The 15,087-nt window shown below is 66.3% G+C and carries 17 protein-coding genes and 1 tRNA gene; 10 read left to right on the top strand and 8 right to left on the bottom strand.

The window, feature by feature from the left end:
• Positions 1-8 precede the first annotated feature (8 nt).
• The 5 genes from thiD to GST15_RS04775 form a co-directional block, all read right to left on the bottom strand.
• Positions 9-845 (bottom strand): bifunctional hydroxymethylpyrimidine kinase/phosphomethylpyrimidine kinase, encoded by an 837-nt coding sequence (thiD, locus tag GST15_RS04795; RefSeq protein ID WP_159016088.1) that lies wholly within the window; start codon positions 843-845, stop codon positions 9-11.
• Positions 842-2,554: a SulP family inorganic anion transporter gene (locus tag GST15_RS04790; RefSeq protein ID WP_199268712.1), complete on the bottom strand. Its 1,713-nt coding sequence runs from the start codon at positions 2,552-2,554 to the stop codon at positions 842-844. The genes thiD and GST15_RS04790 overlap by 4 nt, the downstream gene beginning before the upstream one ends.
• 52 nt (positions 2,555-2,606) lie before the next feature.
• On the bottom strand, positions 2,607-4,007 hold the full coding sequence (locus GST15_RS04785) for a PhoH family protein (RefSeq protein WP_159016087.1): 1,401 nt from the start codon (positions 4,005-4,007) through the stop codon (positions 2,607-2,609).
• Positions 4,008-4,092: 85 nt separating this feature from the next.
• Positions 4,093-4,557, bottom strand: a complete 465-nt coding sequence (locus GST15_RS04780; RefSeq protein ID WP_159016456.1) for a peroxiredoxin — start codon at positions 4,555-4,557, stop codon at positions 4,093-4,095.
• Positions 4,558-4,580: 23 nt separating this feature from the next.
• Positions 4,581-5,195 (bottom strand): glycine cleavage system transcriptional repressor, encoded by a 615-nt coding sequence (locus GST15_RS04775; protein WP_233263047.1) that lies wholly within the window; start codon positions 5,193-5,195, stop codon positions 4,581-4,583.
• A gap of 118 nt (positions 5,196-5,313) precedes the next feature.
• Here GST15_RS04775 and dapA point away from each other — a divergent pair, with 118 nt between their 5' ends.
• Genes dapA through GST15_RS04760 form a run of 3 tightly spaced genes read left to right on the top strand, consistent with a single transcriptional unit; the run spans position 5,314 to position 7,273 of the window.
• Positions 5,314-6,219, top strand: a complete 906-nt coding sequence (gene dapA, locus GST15_RS04770; protein ID WP_159016455.1) for a 4-hydroxy-tetrahydrodipicolinate synthase — start codon at positions 5,314-5,316, stop codon at positions 6,217-6,219.
• 18 nt (positions 6,220-6,237) lie between these two features.
• A complete protein-coding gene (locus tag GST15_RS04765) occupies positions 6,238-6,774 on the top strand; it encodes a hypothetical protein (protein WP_159016085.1) in 537 nt (178 codons plus the stop codon).
• A gap of 43 nt (positions 6,775-6,817) precedes the next feature.
• On the top strand, positions 6,818-7,273 hold the full coding sequence (locus GST15_RS04760; RefSeq protein ID WP_159016084.1) for a hypothetical protein: 456 nt from the start codon (positions 6,818-6,820) through the stop codon (positions 7,271-7,273).
• Here GST15_RS04760 and fdxA read toward each other — a convergent pair.
• Together fdxA and GST15_RS04750 are read right to left on the bottom strand one after the other, a co-directional pair.
• Positions 7,270-7,593 carry a ferredoxin FdxA gene (fdxA, locus tag GST15_RS04755; RefSeq protein ID WP_159016083.1) on the bottom strand — a complete coding sequence of 108 codons (324 nt, stop codon included), beginning with the start codon at positions 7,591-7,593 and terminating at the stop codon, positions 7,270-7,272. The genes GST15_RS04760 and fdxA overlap by 4 nt on opposite strands.
• Before the next feature lie 102 nt (positions 7,594-7,695).
• Positions 7,696-7,771, bottom strand: a tRNA-Glu gene (locus GST15_RS04750).
• Between the two features lie 158 nt (positions 7,772-7,929).
• Between GST15_RS04750 and pcnB the strand changes: the two genes are divergently transcribed.
• From pcnB to panD, 5 genes are all read left to right on the top strand, one after another.
• A complete protein-coding gene (gene pcnB, locus GST15_RS04745; RefSeq protein WP_159016082.1) occupies positions 7,930-9,300 on the top strand; it encodes a polynucleotide adenylyltransferase PcnB in 1,371 nt (456 codons plus the stop codon).
• An 8-nt stretch (positions 9,301-9,308) separates the two neighbouring features.
• Positions 9,309-9,785, top strand: a complete 477-nt coding sequence (folK, locus tag GST15_RS04740; protein ID WP_233263046.1) for a 2-amino-4-hydroxy-6-hydroxymethyldihydropteridine diphosphokinase — start codon at positions 9,309-9,311, stop codon at positions 9,783-9,785.
• A 39-nt stretch (positions 9,786-9,824) separates the two neighbouring features.
• Entirely contained in the window at positions 9,825-10,643 is an 819-nt protein-coding gene (gene panB / locus GST15_RS04735; protein ID WP_159016080.1) for a 3-methyl-2-oxobutanoate hydroxymethyltransferase, read from the top strand.
• Positions 10,640-11,491 carry a pantoate--beta-alanine ligase gene (gene panC / locus GST15_RS04730; protein WP_159016079.1) on the top strand — a complete coding sequence of 284 codons (852 nt, stop codon included), beginning with the start codon at positions 10,640-10,642 and terminating at the stop codon, positions 11,489-11,491. The genes panB and panC overlap by 4 nt, the downstream gene beginning before the upstream one ends.
• Before the next feature lie 87 nt (positions 11,492-11,578).
• Complete coding sequence (gene panD / locus GST15_RS04725) at positions 11,579-11,959, top strand: aspartate 1-decarboxylase (RefSeq protein ID WP_159016078.1); 381 nt, start codon at positions 11,579-11,581, stop codon at positions 11,957-11,959.
• 3 nt (positions 11,960-11,962) lie between these two features.
• Here panD and queG read toward each other — a convergent pair whose 3' ends face one another.
• Positions 11,963-12,973: a tRNA epoxyqueuosine(34) reductase QueG gene (queG, locus tag GST15_RS04720; protein ID WP_159016077.1), complete on the bottom strand. Its 1,011-nt coding sequence runs from the start codon at positions 12,971-12,973 to the stop codon at positions 11,963-11,965.
• A gap of 100 nt (positions 12,974-13,073) precedes the next feature.
• Here queG and GST15_RS04715 point away from each other — a divergent pair, with 100 nt between their 5' ends.
• Both GST15_RS04715 and tsaE read left to right on the top strand, forming a co-directional pair.
• Complete coding sequence (locus GST15_RS04715) at positions 13,074-14,549, top strand: NAD(P)H-hydrate dehydratase (protein WP_159016076.1); 1,476 nt, start codon at positions 13,074-13,076, stop codon at positions 14,547-14,549.
• Positions 14,546-15,061 carry a tRNA (adenosine(37)-N6)-threonylcarbamoyltransferase complex ATPase subunit type 1 TsaE gene (gene tsaE, locus GST15_RS04710; RefSeq protein ID WP_159016075.1) on the top strand — a complete coding sequence of 172 codons (516 nt, stop codon included), beginning with the start codon at positions 14,546-14,548 and terminating at the stop codon, positions 15,059-15,061. The genes GST15_RS04715 and tsaE overlap by 4 nt, the downstream gene beginning before the upstream one ends.
• The last annotated feature ends 26 nt before the right edge of the window (positions 15,062-15,087 follow it).

Below are 15,087 nucleotides of genomic sequence, written 5' to 3'. Positions count from 1 at the left end.
CGGCGAAATCAATCGCCGGCTTTTTTGTTGTGCGGATGCATCCAGGGAGGCGGCCCTGCCTGGTCGAGCACCACGACAGTGGAGCGTCCGGGCCGATATCCGGCATGCAGCGCGCCGAAGACGTAATCCCCCGCATGCCTGCACGCACTCGCAAGATCATCGCCACGGCAGCGTCGCGCGGCGATCGCCGACGCAAGCGTGCATCCCGTGCCATGCGCGTCCAATGACAGGCGCGGATGGCTGAAAGTGATCGTGCGGGTTCCATCGCTGTAGCGATCGATCACGGCGTCGCCTTCATCCAGGTGCCCGCCCTTGAGCAGGATGGCCCTGGCGCCCTGGCGATGCAGTGTCGCGATCGCCGTTTCGGTGTCCGCGCCGGAACGGATCGACATGCCCGACAGCATCGCGGCCTCGGGCATGTTCGGGGTCAGCAGGCAGGCCAGTGGCAGCAGGCGCGTGCGCAGGGCGTCGAGGGCGTCGTCGGCGAGCAACGTCGCGCCCGAGGTGGCGATCATCACCGGATCCAGGATCACGACCGCTGGCGCGTGCCGTTCGATCGCATCGGCAACCACGTGGATGACGTCCGACGTCGCCAGCATCCCGATCTTGACCGCGCCGATGCGGAAGTCATCGAAGCAGGCATCGATCTGCGCCTGCAGGAACGATACCGGCGGCACGAACACGCCAGTGACGCCGCGCGTATGTTGTGCGGTCAGCGCGGTGATGGCGCTCAATCCATGCACGCCATGCGCCGCGAATGTCTTGAGGTCGGCCTGGATGCCGGCTCCGCCGCCTGGGTCCGAGCCGGCGATGGTGAGTGCCGACACCGGCCGTGGGTCGTTCATCCTTCCGCGTCCTGCCTGGATGGTTCGTTCACCAGTTTGTTGGCCAGTGCGAGGGCTGTCGCGAAATCAGGCACGAAATGCAGGGCGCCGTCCTGTGGCGTCAGATGCATCTGGTGCACCACGCGCAATGGCTGCGTTTGCAGTCCCGACACGACCAGCACGATCCCGCGCTTGCGGCAGCGCTGCAGCAGCATCCGCAGGGCATGCACGCCGCTTGCATCGATGATCGGCACCAGCCGCATGCGCAGGATGAAGACCTTTGGTGCCTTGCGGAACTGGTCGAGCACGTTGTCCAGTCGGCTGGCTGCGCCGAAAAACAACGGACCGTTGATCTGGAAGGCTTCGACATCCGATGGCAACTGCGCGCGCTGGCCCAGCCCCTCGGCGGTTTCGCCGTTGTCGGATTCGAGCAGCTTCACCCCGGAGGTGACTTCGACGACATCCGCCATCCGGAACATGAAGACGAACGACGCGACCACGAGTCCCACTTCGATCGCCACCGTCAGGTCGATGAAGATGGTCAGGAAGAACGTCAGCAGCAGCACTAGTCGGTCGCCCTTCGGGGCCGAGAGCGTGTGGCGGAAGTGCTGGTATTCGCTCATGTTCCAGGCGACCACGAGCAGCACGGCAGCCAGCGCGGCCAGCGGCACGTAGCGCATCAGCGGAGCGAGCAGCAGCATGAACAGCAGCAGGAAGCCTGCATGCATGATCCCCGCGAGCGGCGTATGCCCGCCTGCGCGGATGTTGGTGGCGGTGCGCGCAATGGCACCGGTTGCCGGCAGGCCGCCGAACAAGGCCGAGCCCAGGTTCGCAACGCCCTGCGCCACGAGTTCGGCGTTGGAGCGATGGCGGCCGCCGGTCATGCCATCGGCAACGACCGCCGACAGCAGGGACTCGACGCCCGCCAGGAAAGCAATCGTGAACGCGCTCGGCAGCAGTTCAAAGACGCGGTCCAGGGGGATGCGCGGGACGACCAGGTGGGGCAACGTCGACGACAGCCCACCGAAGCGCGATCCGATGGTTTCGACGGGCAGCGCAAGGCCGATGGCAAGCGCCGTGCAGGCCACCAGTGCGATCAGGAAGCCGGGCCAGTTCGGCCGCCAGCGGCGCAAACCTGCGATCAGCGCGAGTCCCACGATCGCGATCACCACCGCCGACGGCTGCGTCGTGGCGACATGTTGCGCATAGGCGGTCCAGCGCGGCAGGAAATCCGCTGGCACCGTGCCCATGCGCAGGCCGAGCAGGTCCTTGACCTGGCTGGAGAAGATGCTGACCGCGATGCCCGCGGTGAAGCCGGTGATCACCGGCTGCGGCATGTATTTCATCAAGGTGCCAAGGCGCAGCAGGCCTGCGGCGATCAGCATCACGCCGGCCATCAGCGTGCACAGGATCAGCCCATCGAATCCGAATTTCTGGATGACGACGAATACCACCGGCACGAACGCTGCTGTCGGGCCGCCAATCTGCACACGTGAACCGCCCAATGCCGAGATCAGGAACCCGGCGATGATGGCCGTATACAGGCCCTTTTCGGGCGTGGTGCCGCTGGCGATCGCCAATGCCATTGCCAGCGGCAACGCCACGATCGCCACCGTCAATCCGGCGATGGCATCGCGGCGCAGGTCGACCCAGCCGTAGCCCGCGCGCAGCACGGTCAACAGCTTAGGCTCGAACATCCGCAGGTACTGCCTGGCGGCCATCGATTTCATCAGCACTCCCCAGCGTGTCCGGTCACGCGGCTCGCCCGGCGAAGACGTTTCCTTACAGGGCTTCCGACGCGTAATCAGCCAGCCTGGAGCGTTCGCCGCGGCGCAAGGTGATGTGCGCGCTATGCGCCCATGACTTGAAGCGGTCGACCGCGTAGGTCAGGCCGGATGTCGTTTCGGTGAGATACGGCGTATCGATCTGCTCGACGTTGCCCAGGCAGATGATCTTGGTGCCGGGACCCGCGCGGGTGATCAGGGTCTTCATCTGCTTGGGCGTCAGGTTCTGCGCCTCGTCCAGGATCAGCCAGCGGCTGAGGAATGTCCTGCCGCGCATGAAGTTCATCGAGCGGATCTTGATGCGGCTGGCGAGCAGGTCGTTGGTGGCCGCACGCCCCCATGAGCCACCGGACTGGTTGTGCGTGAGCACTTCGAGGTTGTCGGTCAGCGCCCCCATCCACGGCGTCATCTTTTCTTCCTCGGTGCCGGGCAGGAAACCGATGTCCTCGCCGACGCTGACCGTGGCGCGGGTCATGATGATTTCGCGATAGCGCTGCTGGTCCATCGTCTGCGCCAGTCCGGCTGCAAGCGCCAGCAGCGTCTTGCCGGTGCCGGCGGTACCCAGCAGGGTCACGAAATCGATCTCGGGATCCATCAGTGCGTTGAGCGCGAAATTCTGTTCACGGTTGCGGGCAAGGATTCCCCAGACCGCGTGCTGCGAATGCCGGTAATCGTCGACGATCTGCAACGTCACCTTGTTTTCGCCGACCTTCGAGACCTTCAATTCTGCTTCGTGGTCGCCGGGCAGGTAGAGGAATTCATTCGCGTACCAGTCGTCGTCCTTGGTGCGCGCGATTTCGTAGAAGGTGCGTCCTGAATCTGTCCAGGAGCGCAGCTCCTTGCCGTGCTGCTGCCAGAAGTCCGCGGGCAGTTCCCTGGCTCCGGTGTACAGCAGGCTGAAATCGTCCAGCGCGCGATCGTTCTGGTAGTCCTCGTTGACGATCCCGGCAATGGACGCCTTGATGCGCAGGTTGATGTCCTTGGACACGAACACGACGCGCGAATCGGGCGTGCTTTCCTTCAGCGCAAGGATGGCCCCGAGGATGTGGTTGTCCGGGATCACGGCGCCGAAGCGCTTGCCCGCATCGAAGTTGTCGGTCTGGAAGTGCAGCTTGCCGTTGCTCTGCGATCCGCGCAGCTGCAGCCCGTGCGGCAGCACCAGCGGGATTCCCGAGGTGGTGATGTTCGCGCTGCCCGCCGATTCGATCAGTTCATTGAGGAACCGACTCACCTGGCGCGCGTTGCGGCTCGCCTCGGACGTGCCCTTCTTGGCGTTGTCCAGCTCTTCGATCACCTGCATCGGCAGGAAGACATCGTGTTCCTCGAACTTGAACAGCGCGGTCGGATCGTGCATCAGCACGTTCGTGTCGAGGACGTAGATGCGGTTGCTGCGCGTCATGCGTGCGGGTTCCTGGGCTTCGGACAGGGAGGCATTACCGCGGCAGGCGAGGCCTGGCGGCAGGAAAAGATGATGGCAGGGCCGTTCACTGCGCCCGTGCTGACTGCAGGGCGGCAAGGACGGCCTGGACATGGCCGGGCACCTTGACCCGGCGCCAGGCCTGTCGCACGACGCCATCGGGGTCGATCAGGAACGTGCTGCGCTCGATGCCCACGACCTTGCGCCCGTACAGGGTCTTTTCCCTGATCACGTCGAACGCATTGCACAGGATCTGGTCGCCGTCGCTGGCAAGGTCGAACTGCAGGCCCTGCTTGGCGATGAAGTTCACGTGCGACTTCAGCGAGTCGCGCGACACGCCCAGCACCGCGGCGCCGCACTGCCGGAACTTCGGCAGCATCGCGTCGAATTCGATCGCCTCCAGCGTGCAGCCGGGCGTGCTGTCCTTCGGATAGAAATAGAGCACCAGCCAGCGGCCGGCATAATCGGACAAGGTTCCGGTGGCTCCGCCGGACAGCTGCACTGGAAGGTCGGCGACCTTCTGTCCAAGCATGCTCTCGGTGTCGTGGGCCATCGTCAAAACTTCATCGGATCCATGATCGCGTCGAGATTGAGGTGGTCGCAGAATTCCAGGAAGTCGTCGCGCAGCGCGGCGATATGCATGTCGGCGGGGATACCGATGGTGACCTGCGCGGTGAACATTTCGGCGCCGGTCTGCATCGCCCGATAACGCGAGCAATGCAGGCTTTCGATCGTGATCGACTGCCGATCGAAGAAATCCGCCAGCTGGAACAGGATCCCGGGCTTGTCCGCCGCCACCACCTCGACCACGTAGGGCAGGAGGTTGGACTGGATCGGCTTGGGACCGGTGCGATACCAGACGAGTTTCAGGCCTTCCTCGCGCTCCAGCCGCGTGAGCATGGCCTCGAGCTTGGCCACGGAATCCCAGGAACCGGTTGCCAGCGCAGTGACGGACACGTCGCGACCGACCGTGCTCAGCCGCGTATCGACCAGGTTGCAGCCGCTGTCGGCGATCCTGCGCGTCACCGCCAGCAGAGGCGACTGCGGATGCGTCGTGTAGGCGTTGATCAGCAGGTGGTTCTCGTTGGGCGAGGGACGGGAAGCTGTATCTGGATCGGTCAAGTGGGCGTCCGCCGCAAAGGAGGTTGACGACGTCCGGGCTGCTTCCATGTGGCCGGCCAGGGGTCCGGGCCAGCATACTTGCCCCTGCTTTGAGCCCGCAAGTAACATGTGGCCTGCCCAACAGGTTCCGCATGCGCATGCAGGTTGTTTCCAGATGAGCGCCCATTTGCGGATTTCCGGCAGCGTGACTGCATTGGCGACGCCGTTCACGGCGGCCGGGGAGCTCGATCTCGACGCCTGGCGCCGTTTGCTGCGCTGGCAGCTGGACAGTGGCACGCAGGCATTGGTGGTGGCGGGGTCGACTGGCGAGGCGGCCGCACTGTACGACGTCGAATACGACGCGCTGCTGCGAAGTGCCGTCGAATTCGTCGCTGGCAGCATCCCGGTACTCGCTGGCACGGGCTTGTCGAACACGGCCAAGACCATCGAGCAGACGCGCCGGGCCGCCGCACTGGGCGCCGATGCAGCGCTGGTCGTGACCCCCCCTTACGTGCGTCCAACCCAGGCTGGACTGCTCGCGCATTACCGCGCGGTCGCCGACGATGGCGCGTTGCCTGTCGTGCTGTACAACGTGCCCGGGCGCACCGGCTGCGACCTGCTGCCGGACACGGTGGCTGGTCTTGTCGCGCACGAACGCATCATCGGCATCAAGGAAGCGATCGACGATCCAGCGCGCATGACGGCACTGCTGGCGTTCCGCGACGCGGGATTCACCGTGCTCAGCGGGGATGATCCCACTGCAGCGAGGGCGATGCTGGCCGGCGCCGATGGCGTCATCTCGGTGGCATCCAACGTGTTGCCAGCATCGATGCGCAGGCTGTGCGAACTCGCGCGCGCCGGCAAGGTCGAAGACGCCAATGCCTGGGATGCCGGCCTGCGGGATGCATATGACTTCATGGGTGTCGAGCCCAACCCGATTCCGGTCAAGGCGATCCTGTCGCGCCTGGATATCGGTCGCGGCCTGCGCCTGCCTTTGACTCCACTATCGCCGGTGCACGCAGAACGTGCGGCCCGGCTGACCGATCGGCTTCAGCAACTGGAGCAATCCTGCCGCGACATCGTCGCGGCTTGACCCTTGAGGAGATTTCCAATGCGCCAGTTCCAGCTTCTTCGTTCCAACGCTCCGCGCGCAATCGCCATCGCCGCGGCCATCCTCGTCACCGTGGGCGTGTCGGGCTGCCATTGGTTCAGCAAGAAGGACAGCGCGTACCAGATGAGCCCCGAGAGCCGTCCACTGGAAGTGCCGCCGGACCTCGATCGTCCCGGCACCGAAGGCGCGATGCAGGTTCCCGATACTGGCACGCAGTCGGTGACGCGTTCGGAGATGTCGGCAACGTCTCAGGCAGCGGCCAGTGCATCGGGATTCACCGTGGGCGGTGAGCGCGACGATGTATTCGCGAAAGTGGGGACGGCGCTGGCGGGAGTCGACGGGCTCGTCATCGCCAGCAAGGCGCAACTGCTCGGAACCTACGACGTGAGCTACCAGGGCGACAACTTCCTCGTCCGCGTCACCAAGGTCGATTCGGGCGTGTACGTGTCCGCGGTCGATCCACGCGGCATGCCCGCGACCAGCGCGGCCGCGACCCAGTTGATCGCCACGCTGAAATCGGGTCTCGGCGGCAGCTGAGGCTGGTCGATTGGAAGGTGCGCGCCGCATCCGGAGTCCTTCGGTGCGGCGCGGGCTGGTGCCATCGGCGGCGCTTGCCGTCGTCCTCTGCCTCGCGGCCGGTTGCGTGTCCGTCGCGGGAAAGCAGAACCAGGTTTCACCCGTAACCAATGCCGGCACCGGCGAATTCACCGTTGCGGAGAACATGCTCGACACCTGGAACACCATCGGGCAGATACTCGTGCGGACCGATGGCGTCGAATATGAAAGCAGGGCGCAGATGCTTGGCATTTATGCGGTGCGTTATCGCGACCAGCAGTTCCTGATCCGGTCGCAGGCGCTGGTATTGCAGCGACCTGACAGCCGCATGATGACCCGCGTTCTCGCCTTGGGACTGGACGGAAAACCCGATCGCGGTGTCGCCGCGGTCGATCTGCTTGGCCGTTTGCAGCGGCGCATTCCTGCCGAGGTCGGCAAGTACCGCCAGCCCATCCGGATCGGGCCGCGCCAGCCGGGCTAGCGCTTGAGCAGGGACAGCTTGTCGGGCTTGCCTTCCCATTGCTTGGCATCGGGCAAGCCATCCTTGCGGATGGTCAGGACGGGCCAGGCTTTCGCCAGTTCGGCATTCAGGGCAACGAAGGCCTCCTGGCCGGCAGGCACGTCATCCTCGGGATAGATCGCGTTGATGGGGCATTCCGGCTCGCACAAGGTGCAGTCGATGCACTCGTCCGGATCGATGACGAGGAAGTTCGGGCCTTCGTGGAAGCAGTCGACCGGGCACACCTCGACGCAATCGGTGTATTTGCACTTGATGCAGTTCTCGGTGACGACGAATGGCATGACGATATTCCGGCGACCTGGCCCGCATAGTCTAGCGAGTTGGATGATGCGCAAAAATGAAAAGCCCGGTCAGGACCGGGCTCGTCGGGGCGCACTGGAAAATGGTGCTCCCTACGGGATTCGAACCCGTGTTTTAGCCTTGAGAGGGCCACGTCCTGGGCCTCTAGACGAAGGGAGCGGGGGTTGGCCCGGAGCAAACTCCGAAGCCTGCCGGCTGGACAACCGGCCCTTGTGCCCGGGGACTGCAGCACGAGGCTTGCTAGTATATGGGCCGCGTTTGCCGCAGGCAACGCGAATCCCGCCTCCTGGCTTAACTTTGCGGCCGCGCCGCCCTCAATGCCCATCCATCCTGACGAATCGACCGACCACGGATTGCCTGTCGACGGACAAGCGACAGCGCTGCGAACCATCGCGCGCGACTCGCATCCGATCTCGCGCAAGGACATCAGTCCCAACGCCTTGCGCGTGCTGTACCGGCTGCGCGATGCGGGGTTCTCCGCGTACCTGGTTGGCGGCGCGGTGCGCGACCTGCTGGTTGGCGGCCATCCCAAGGATTTCGACATCGCCACCAGCGCGACGCCGGAAGAGGTGCGACACCTGTTCCGCAACTCGCGCCTGATCGGGCGACGCTTCCGGCTGGCGCACGTGGTGTTCGGCCGCGAGATCATCGAGGTGGCGACGTTCCGCGCCAACGTCGACGACGGCAGCGGCGACCGCGAACTCCACGAAGGCGGTCGCCTGGTCCGCGACAACGTGTACGGCTCCATCGAGGACGACGCCATCCGGCGCGACTTCACCGCCAATGCGCTGTATTACGCGATCGACGACTTCTCCGTCCTCGATTACACCGGCGGCTTCGAGGACGTGCGCAACGGCCTGCTGCGCCTGATCGGCGATCCCGAGCAGCGGTATCGCGAAGATCCCGTGCGCATGCTGCGCGCCATCCGCCTGGCGGCCAAGCTGGGCTTCACGATCGAGCCTGCGACCGCCGCGCCCATTGCAGACCTGGCGCCGCTGCTGGGCGAGTCCGCGTCGGCGCGCTTGTTCGAGGAATGCCTGAAGCTGTTCCTGTCCGGGCATGCCGTTGAAAGTTTCCTCGGCCTGGAGCAGCACGGCCTGTTGCGCGTCCTGCTGCCGGAAACGGCAGCCGCCCTCGCATCCAATCGCAGTGGCGCGCTGCGGCGGATGCTGCTCGAGGGATTGCGCGGTACCGACGTGCGCGTCGCCAACGACGAGCCGGTATCGCCCGCGTTCCTCTTCGCATTGCTGCTGTGGCCGGCGTATTGCCGCACGCTCATGTCGCTGCAGGCGCAGGGCATGCACGCCGCCGAGGCGCAGCGCCGCGCCGCCGACAGGGTCACCCTGCACCAGCTGTCGGTGATCGCGCTGCCGCGGCGTTTTTCGCTGCCGATGCAGGAAATCTGGCTGTTGCAGTCGCGCTTGTCGCAACGCCAGCCCAAGCGCGTGTCGCGCCTGCTGGCGCACCCGCGATTTCGCGCCGCGTTCGACTTCCTGGTGCTGCGTCAGTTCGCATCCAACGAGCACGCCGAGGAAGTCAGCTTCTGGCAGGACGCGCAGGCGATGGCACCCGGGCCCGGCGGCGAAGGCGAACTGCCGGTGGTCGAAGGCGAGGACGATGCATCCAGCGACGATGCCGCGCCGAAGAAGCGACGTCGCCGTCGCCGCCGTCCCGTCGCTTCGGAATGAGCGATGCCATGCGCGCCTGGGTCGGCCTGGGCGGCAATACCGGCGATCCGGTGGCGATACTGCGCGCTGCCATCGTCGCGCTCGACAAGCTTCCCGATACGCGCTTGCTGCGATCCTCGCAGCTCTATCGCAGCCCCGCCTGGGGACCGGTTGCGCAGGCGGACTTCATCAATGCGGTCGCACTGCTCGAAACCAGCCTCGACGCCCCGGCATTGCTGGACGGGATGCTCGGGATCGAACGGGCATTCGGACGTGAGCGCCAGGAGCGATGGGGTCCGCGCAGCCTCGACCTGGACCTGCTGCTGTATGGCGACCGGATCATCGACGTTCCGGGCTTGCGCGTTCCGCATCCGCAGCTGCACGAGCGTGCGTTCATGCTGGTGCCCTTGCTCGAGCTGGACCCGCAGGCATCGATTCCCGGCGTGGGAAGCGCGCGTGACGCGCTGGCCGCGCTGGCTTCCGGGGGTGTCGAAGTCGTAGGCTAGCGGCCCGCAACCCGGGCCTCGCGCCTTCGCTGGAGCCGCATGTACGCCGATCGCCCCGCCCGCAAGGCCTGGACCGTGCCGATGCTTGCCGACGCCAGGCGCGAAGGCCGCAAGCTGGTGATGTTGACGGCCTACGACGCCAGCTTCGCGCGCGCGCTCGACGACAACGGCGTGGACCTCATCCTGGTCGGCGACTCCCTTGGCATGGTCGTGCAAGGCCACCAGAGCACGTTGCCGGTCAGCGTCGACGACATCGTCTACCACACCGCCTGCGCGGCCCGGGGCGTCTCCACGGCGCTGCTGGTTGCCGACCTGCCATTCCAGGCCGACGCAAGCCCGGAGCGGGCGCTCGACGCCGCGGTGCGCTGCCTGCAGGCGGGCGCCGGGATGGTCAAGCTCGAGGGCGCCGGATTCAAGCTCGACGTGATCCGCTTCCTGGTCGAGCGCGAGATTCCCGTGTGCGCGCACCTCGGCCTGACGCCGCAGTCGGTGCTGCGACTGGGCGGTTACAAGGTCCAGGGCCGCGACGAGCGTGCCGCCGCCACGCTGCGCGACGACGCCGTTGCCGTTGCCGAGGCGGGCGCATCGCTGCTGGTGCTCGAATGCGTTCCGTCGCCACTGGCCGCCGCGATCACGGCGGCGTCCAGCATCCCGACCATCGGCATCGGCGCCGGCGCGCAATGCGATGGCCAGGTGCTGGTCCTGCACGATCTGCTCGGCATCAACAGCGGTCATCGTCGTCCGAAGTTCGTGAAGGATTTCCTCGCCGATGGCGGATCGATCGCCGCTGCGGTCGCTGCGTTCGCCGAAGCGGTGCGCGACGGCAGCTTTCCCGATGCGGAACACAGCTACGGATGATTGCGATCGTCAGCGAACTCGCGGCGCTGCGCGCGAGGATCGGCGAATGGAAACGCGGCGGCATGCGGATCGGCTTCGTCCCGACCATGGGCAACCTGCACGCCGGTCATCATTCGCTGGTCGAGCTCGCGCGACGGCACGCCGACCGCGTCGTCGCCAGCGTGTTCGTCAATCCGACGCAGTTCGGGCCCGGTGAGGATTTCGGCCGCTATCCACGGACGCCCGAAGCGGATGCCAGCGGGCTGCAGGCAGCCGGTTGCGACCTGCTGTGGATGCCGTCGGTGGAAACGATGTACCCGCACGGTGCGCAGGCCACGGTCCAGGTGCATGTGCCGGTCATCACCGAGCTGCTCGAAGGCGCCCATCGCCCCGGCCACTTCGATGGCGTGGCGACGGTGGTGTCGCGGTTGTTCAACCAGGTGCAGCCGGACGCGGCGGTCTTCGGACGCAAGGACTACCAGCAGCTGGCCGTCATCCGCTACCTGGTGGGCGATCTGTCCTTCCCCATCGAGATCGTGGCCGGACCGACCCTGCGCGAAGCCGACGGGCTGGCGATGAGTTCACGCAACCAGTACCTGTCGCCGGGCGAGCGGCCGGTGGCGGCGACGATCCACCAGGCACTGCAGTACATCAAGACGCGGATCACGGCGGGCGATGCCCGTGCGGACGTCGAAGCGGCGGCGACACGGATGCTCCAGGAGCGCGGATTCGACGTCGACTACGCAGCGGTGCGGCATCCCGACCTGCGTGAGCCCCAGGAGGGTGACAACGGCGCCCGGGTGGCGCTGGTCGCAGCCCGGCTGGGCCAGACCCGGCTGATCGACAACATCGAGTTCGACGTGGACTGAGCGGGTCGAGCGGCGATGTTGCAGTGCCGCATACCGCTCCCTACACTGCCGTCCTCATTCACGATCGGCCGTGGCCGGAGCCCGTCCATGCAGCTCAACATCCTCAAGGCCAAGATCCATCGGGCCACGGTGACGCACGCCGAACTGCACTACGAAGGCTCGTGCGCGATCGACGGGCGCCTGCTGGATATTTCCGGTATCCGCGAGTACGAGCAGGTCCACATCTTCAACGTCAACAACGGCCAGCGCTTCGTCACCTACGCCATTCGCGGAGAGGAAGGCAGCGGGATCATCTCGGTCAACGGTGCCGCCGCCCATCGCGCGCAACCCGGCGACCTGGTGATCATCTGCGCCTATGGCACCTGCGACGAAGCCGAAGCGGCCAACTACAAGCCGACGCTGGTGTATGTCGACAGGCACAACCTGCTGACCCACACCAACCTGTCGATTCCCAAGCAGGCAGCCTGACGCTCAGGCGCGGCCGTGGCGCTCCAGCGCCCAGTGCACGTGTTCGCGGACGACGGGATCGTCCGACTCCCGGCGTGATTCCAGCGCCGCCATGACGCCTGCGGTCGTTGGTGCGTTGCCCAGTGCGACGGCGATGTTGCGCAACCAGCGCTGGTAACCGCTGCGGCGGATCGCGGAGCCTTCCGTGCGCTGCAGGAATTCGTCCGCCGTCCAGGCGAAAAGCTCGGCAAGCGTCGCCTTGTCGAGATTGTTTCGTGCGCGGAAATCCGGTTCGTCCGTGGTCTTGGCGAACTTGTTCCAGGGACAGACGAGCTGGCAATCGTCGCAACCGAAGATCCGGTTGCCGATCAGGGGGCGCAGTTCGGGATCGATCGCGCCGTCGTGTTCGATGGTGAGGTAGCTGATGCAGCGGCGCGCGTCCAATCGATACGGTGCGGTGATCGCCTGCGTCGGACAGATGTCGATGCAGCGCACGCAGGTGCCGCAGTGGGCGCTCGCCGGAGGATCCACCGGCAAGGGCATGTCGACGTAGATCTCGCCGAGGAAGAACCACGAACCTCCGTCGCGATCGATCAGGCAGGTGTGCTTGCCGATCCAGCCAAGGCCGGCGTTGCGCGCCAGCGCCCGCTCGAGCACCGGGGCCGAGTCGACGAAGACGCGATGACCGAACGGCCCGACCGTCCCGGCGATCGCATCGGCGAGTACCTGCAGCCGCCGCCGCATCAGCTTGTGGTAATCGCGGCCCAGTGCGTAGCGCGCCACGTAGGCGCGCTCGCCATCGGACAGCGTCGCCCAGGGATCTTCTCCATTGCCGGAATAGTCCATGCCGACGGAAATGACCCGCACGGTGCCCGGGACCAGCAGGTCGGGCCGCGAACGCTTGTCGCCATGGCGGCCCATCCACTGCATCGATCCGTGCAAGCCCTGCGCGAGCCAGTCGCGCAGGTGGGCCGCGTCGCCATCGAGCTGGACATCGCCGATCCCGCAGCGCTGGAAGCCAAGTTCCCGCGCCATCGTCCTGATCGTGCGCGCGAGAGCCGCGTAATCACGCTGGTCGGATGGGGTGCTGGCAGCGGCGGCGGTCGGTTGCACGGGTCAAGTATAGAATCGCGTCATGCAACACGCCGTCGCGCTCCACGACAACGCAAGCCTGCGCGACATCGAGGCTGCCGCTCGCGCGGCGAGCGGGGACAGCGGTGCCCTGATGCAGCTGGCCGGCGAGGCGGGGTGGCGCCACCTGCTGGCGTCGTGGCCGCAAGCGCAGCGCATCCTGGTGGTCTGTGGGGCCGGCAACAACGGTGGAGACGGCTACGCGCTGGCGACGCAGGCACTGCTGAGCGGTCGTGCCGTGGCTGTCGTCCGACTGGCTGCGCCGGCATCCGACGAAGCGCGGCAGGCGTGCGCGCAGTTCATCGCCGCAGGCGGGACCTGCTCGGATTTCGACGGCACGCTGCCAGGCGTGGACGTTCTCGTCGATGCATTGTTCGGAATCGGCTTGCGCCATGCGCCCGATGCCGCATCGGCGCGCTTGATCGACGCCATCAACGCGAGCGGTTGCATCGTGTTCTCGCTCGACGTCCCCAGCGGCGTGGATGCGGATTCCGGCAACGTGCCGGGCAAGGCCGTCCGTGCCGATTCGACGCTGCAATTCATTGCGGCGCATCGTGGACTGGCGACGGGAGCCGCGCTGGATCATCGCGGCGCAGCTGACGTTGCCGACCTCGGTGTCCAGCTCGACGCCTTTCCACCATCCGCATATGCATTGCCCGCGGCGTCCCTGCAGCACTGGTTGAAGCCGCGTGCGCTCGACACGCACAAGGGCGACTTCGGACATGTGTTGTGCATTGGCGGCGACAGCGGGCATGGCGGTGCCATCATCCTATGCGCGGAAGCCGCGCTACGCGCCGGTGCGGGGCTGGTCAGCGTTGCAACGCAGGCCACGACCGTTTCCGCGCTGCTCGCACGTCGTCCGGAGGCAATGGTCGCTGCGGTGGAAGATGCCGACGCACTGCACGGGATGGCTGCAGCGGCGAGCGTGCTCGCCATCGGCCCTGGACTCGGCACGCAGGCGTGGGGCAGTGCGTTGTTGGATGCAGCGCTGTCTTCCGGCAAGCCGCTTGTGATGGATGCGGATGCATTGAACCTGCTCGCCGCCTCGCCACGACAACTGGCAGCCGGCACGATCCTGACACCGCATCCCGGCGAAGCGGGCCGACTGCTCGGCATCGACGTGGCTGCAGTGCAAGCCGACCGTTTTTCCGCGGCCAGCGCATTGGTCGAGCGCCACCACTGCGTCATCGTGCTGAAGGGCGCCGGCACGATCATCGCGGCGCCAGGACAGGCACCGTGCGTCATCGCTGCCGGCAATCCTGGAATGGCGGTGGGCGGCATGGGCGACCTGCTGACCGGCGTCATCGCCGCCTTGCGCGCGCAGGGGCTCGATGCGTTCGACGCCGCGTGCTGTGGCGCGTTGTTGCACGCGGTGGCCGGTGACGTTGCCGCCGCAAGCGGTGGCCAGCGCGGCCTGTTGCCATCGGACCTGTTGTGTTGCCTGCGCGATGTCTCCAACCCGCAGCGTGGCGTGTCATGACGACTTTTCACCTGCGCGATGCGCGTGCGACCGATGCGCTTGGCGGCTTGCTGTCGCGCACGCAACCCGACCGCGCCATCGTCTACCTGCATGGCGACCTGGGCGCCGGGAAGTCGACGTTGGCGCGCGCCTGGTTGCGCGAACTCGGGGTGACCGGCGCAATCCGCAGCCCGACCTACACCCTGGTCGAGCATTACCCGCTGGATGGCGACAGGATGGCCCTGCACCTGGACCTCTATCGCATCGGTGCCCCCGGGGAGCTGGAGTTCCTCGCCCTGGACGACGCCAACGCCTCCCTGTGGCTGGTGGAATGGCCGGAGCGGGGAGGGCATGCGCTCCCGGAAGCGGATCTGCATGTCTTCCTGGAGCTTGCCGGCGAGGGTCGCCAGGCCGAGCTGCGGGAGGGGTCGCCGGTCGGCGCTGCGTGGCTGGAGCGGGTGGAAGAAAATGGGGTTTGCGAACCCTTCCTCCCTCCCGACGACAGGAACACGCCACAGCCCACGGATAAATAAGGGAAAAGAGGCTTGCAAAGCTCGAC

This window comes from Cognatiluteimonas profundi (assembly GCF_009792795.1).
GTDB classification, from domain to species: domain Bacteria; phylum Pseudomonadota; class Gammaproteobacteria; order Xanthomonadales; family Xanthomonadaceae; genus Cognatiluteimonas; species Cognatiluteimonas profundi.
The sequence above is the reverse complement of the archived record's forward strand: the minus strand, read 5'-3'. Positions and strand labels throughout refer to the sequence as shown.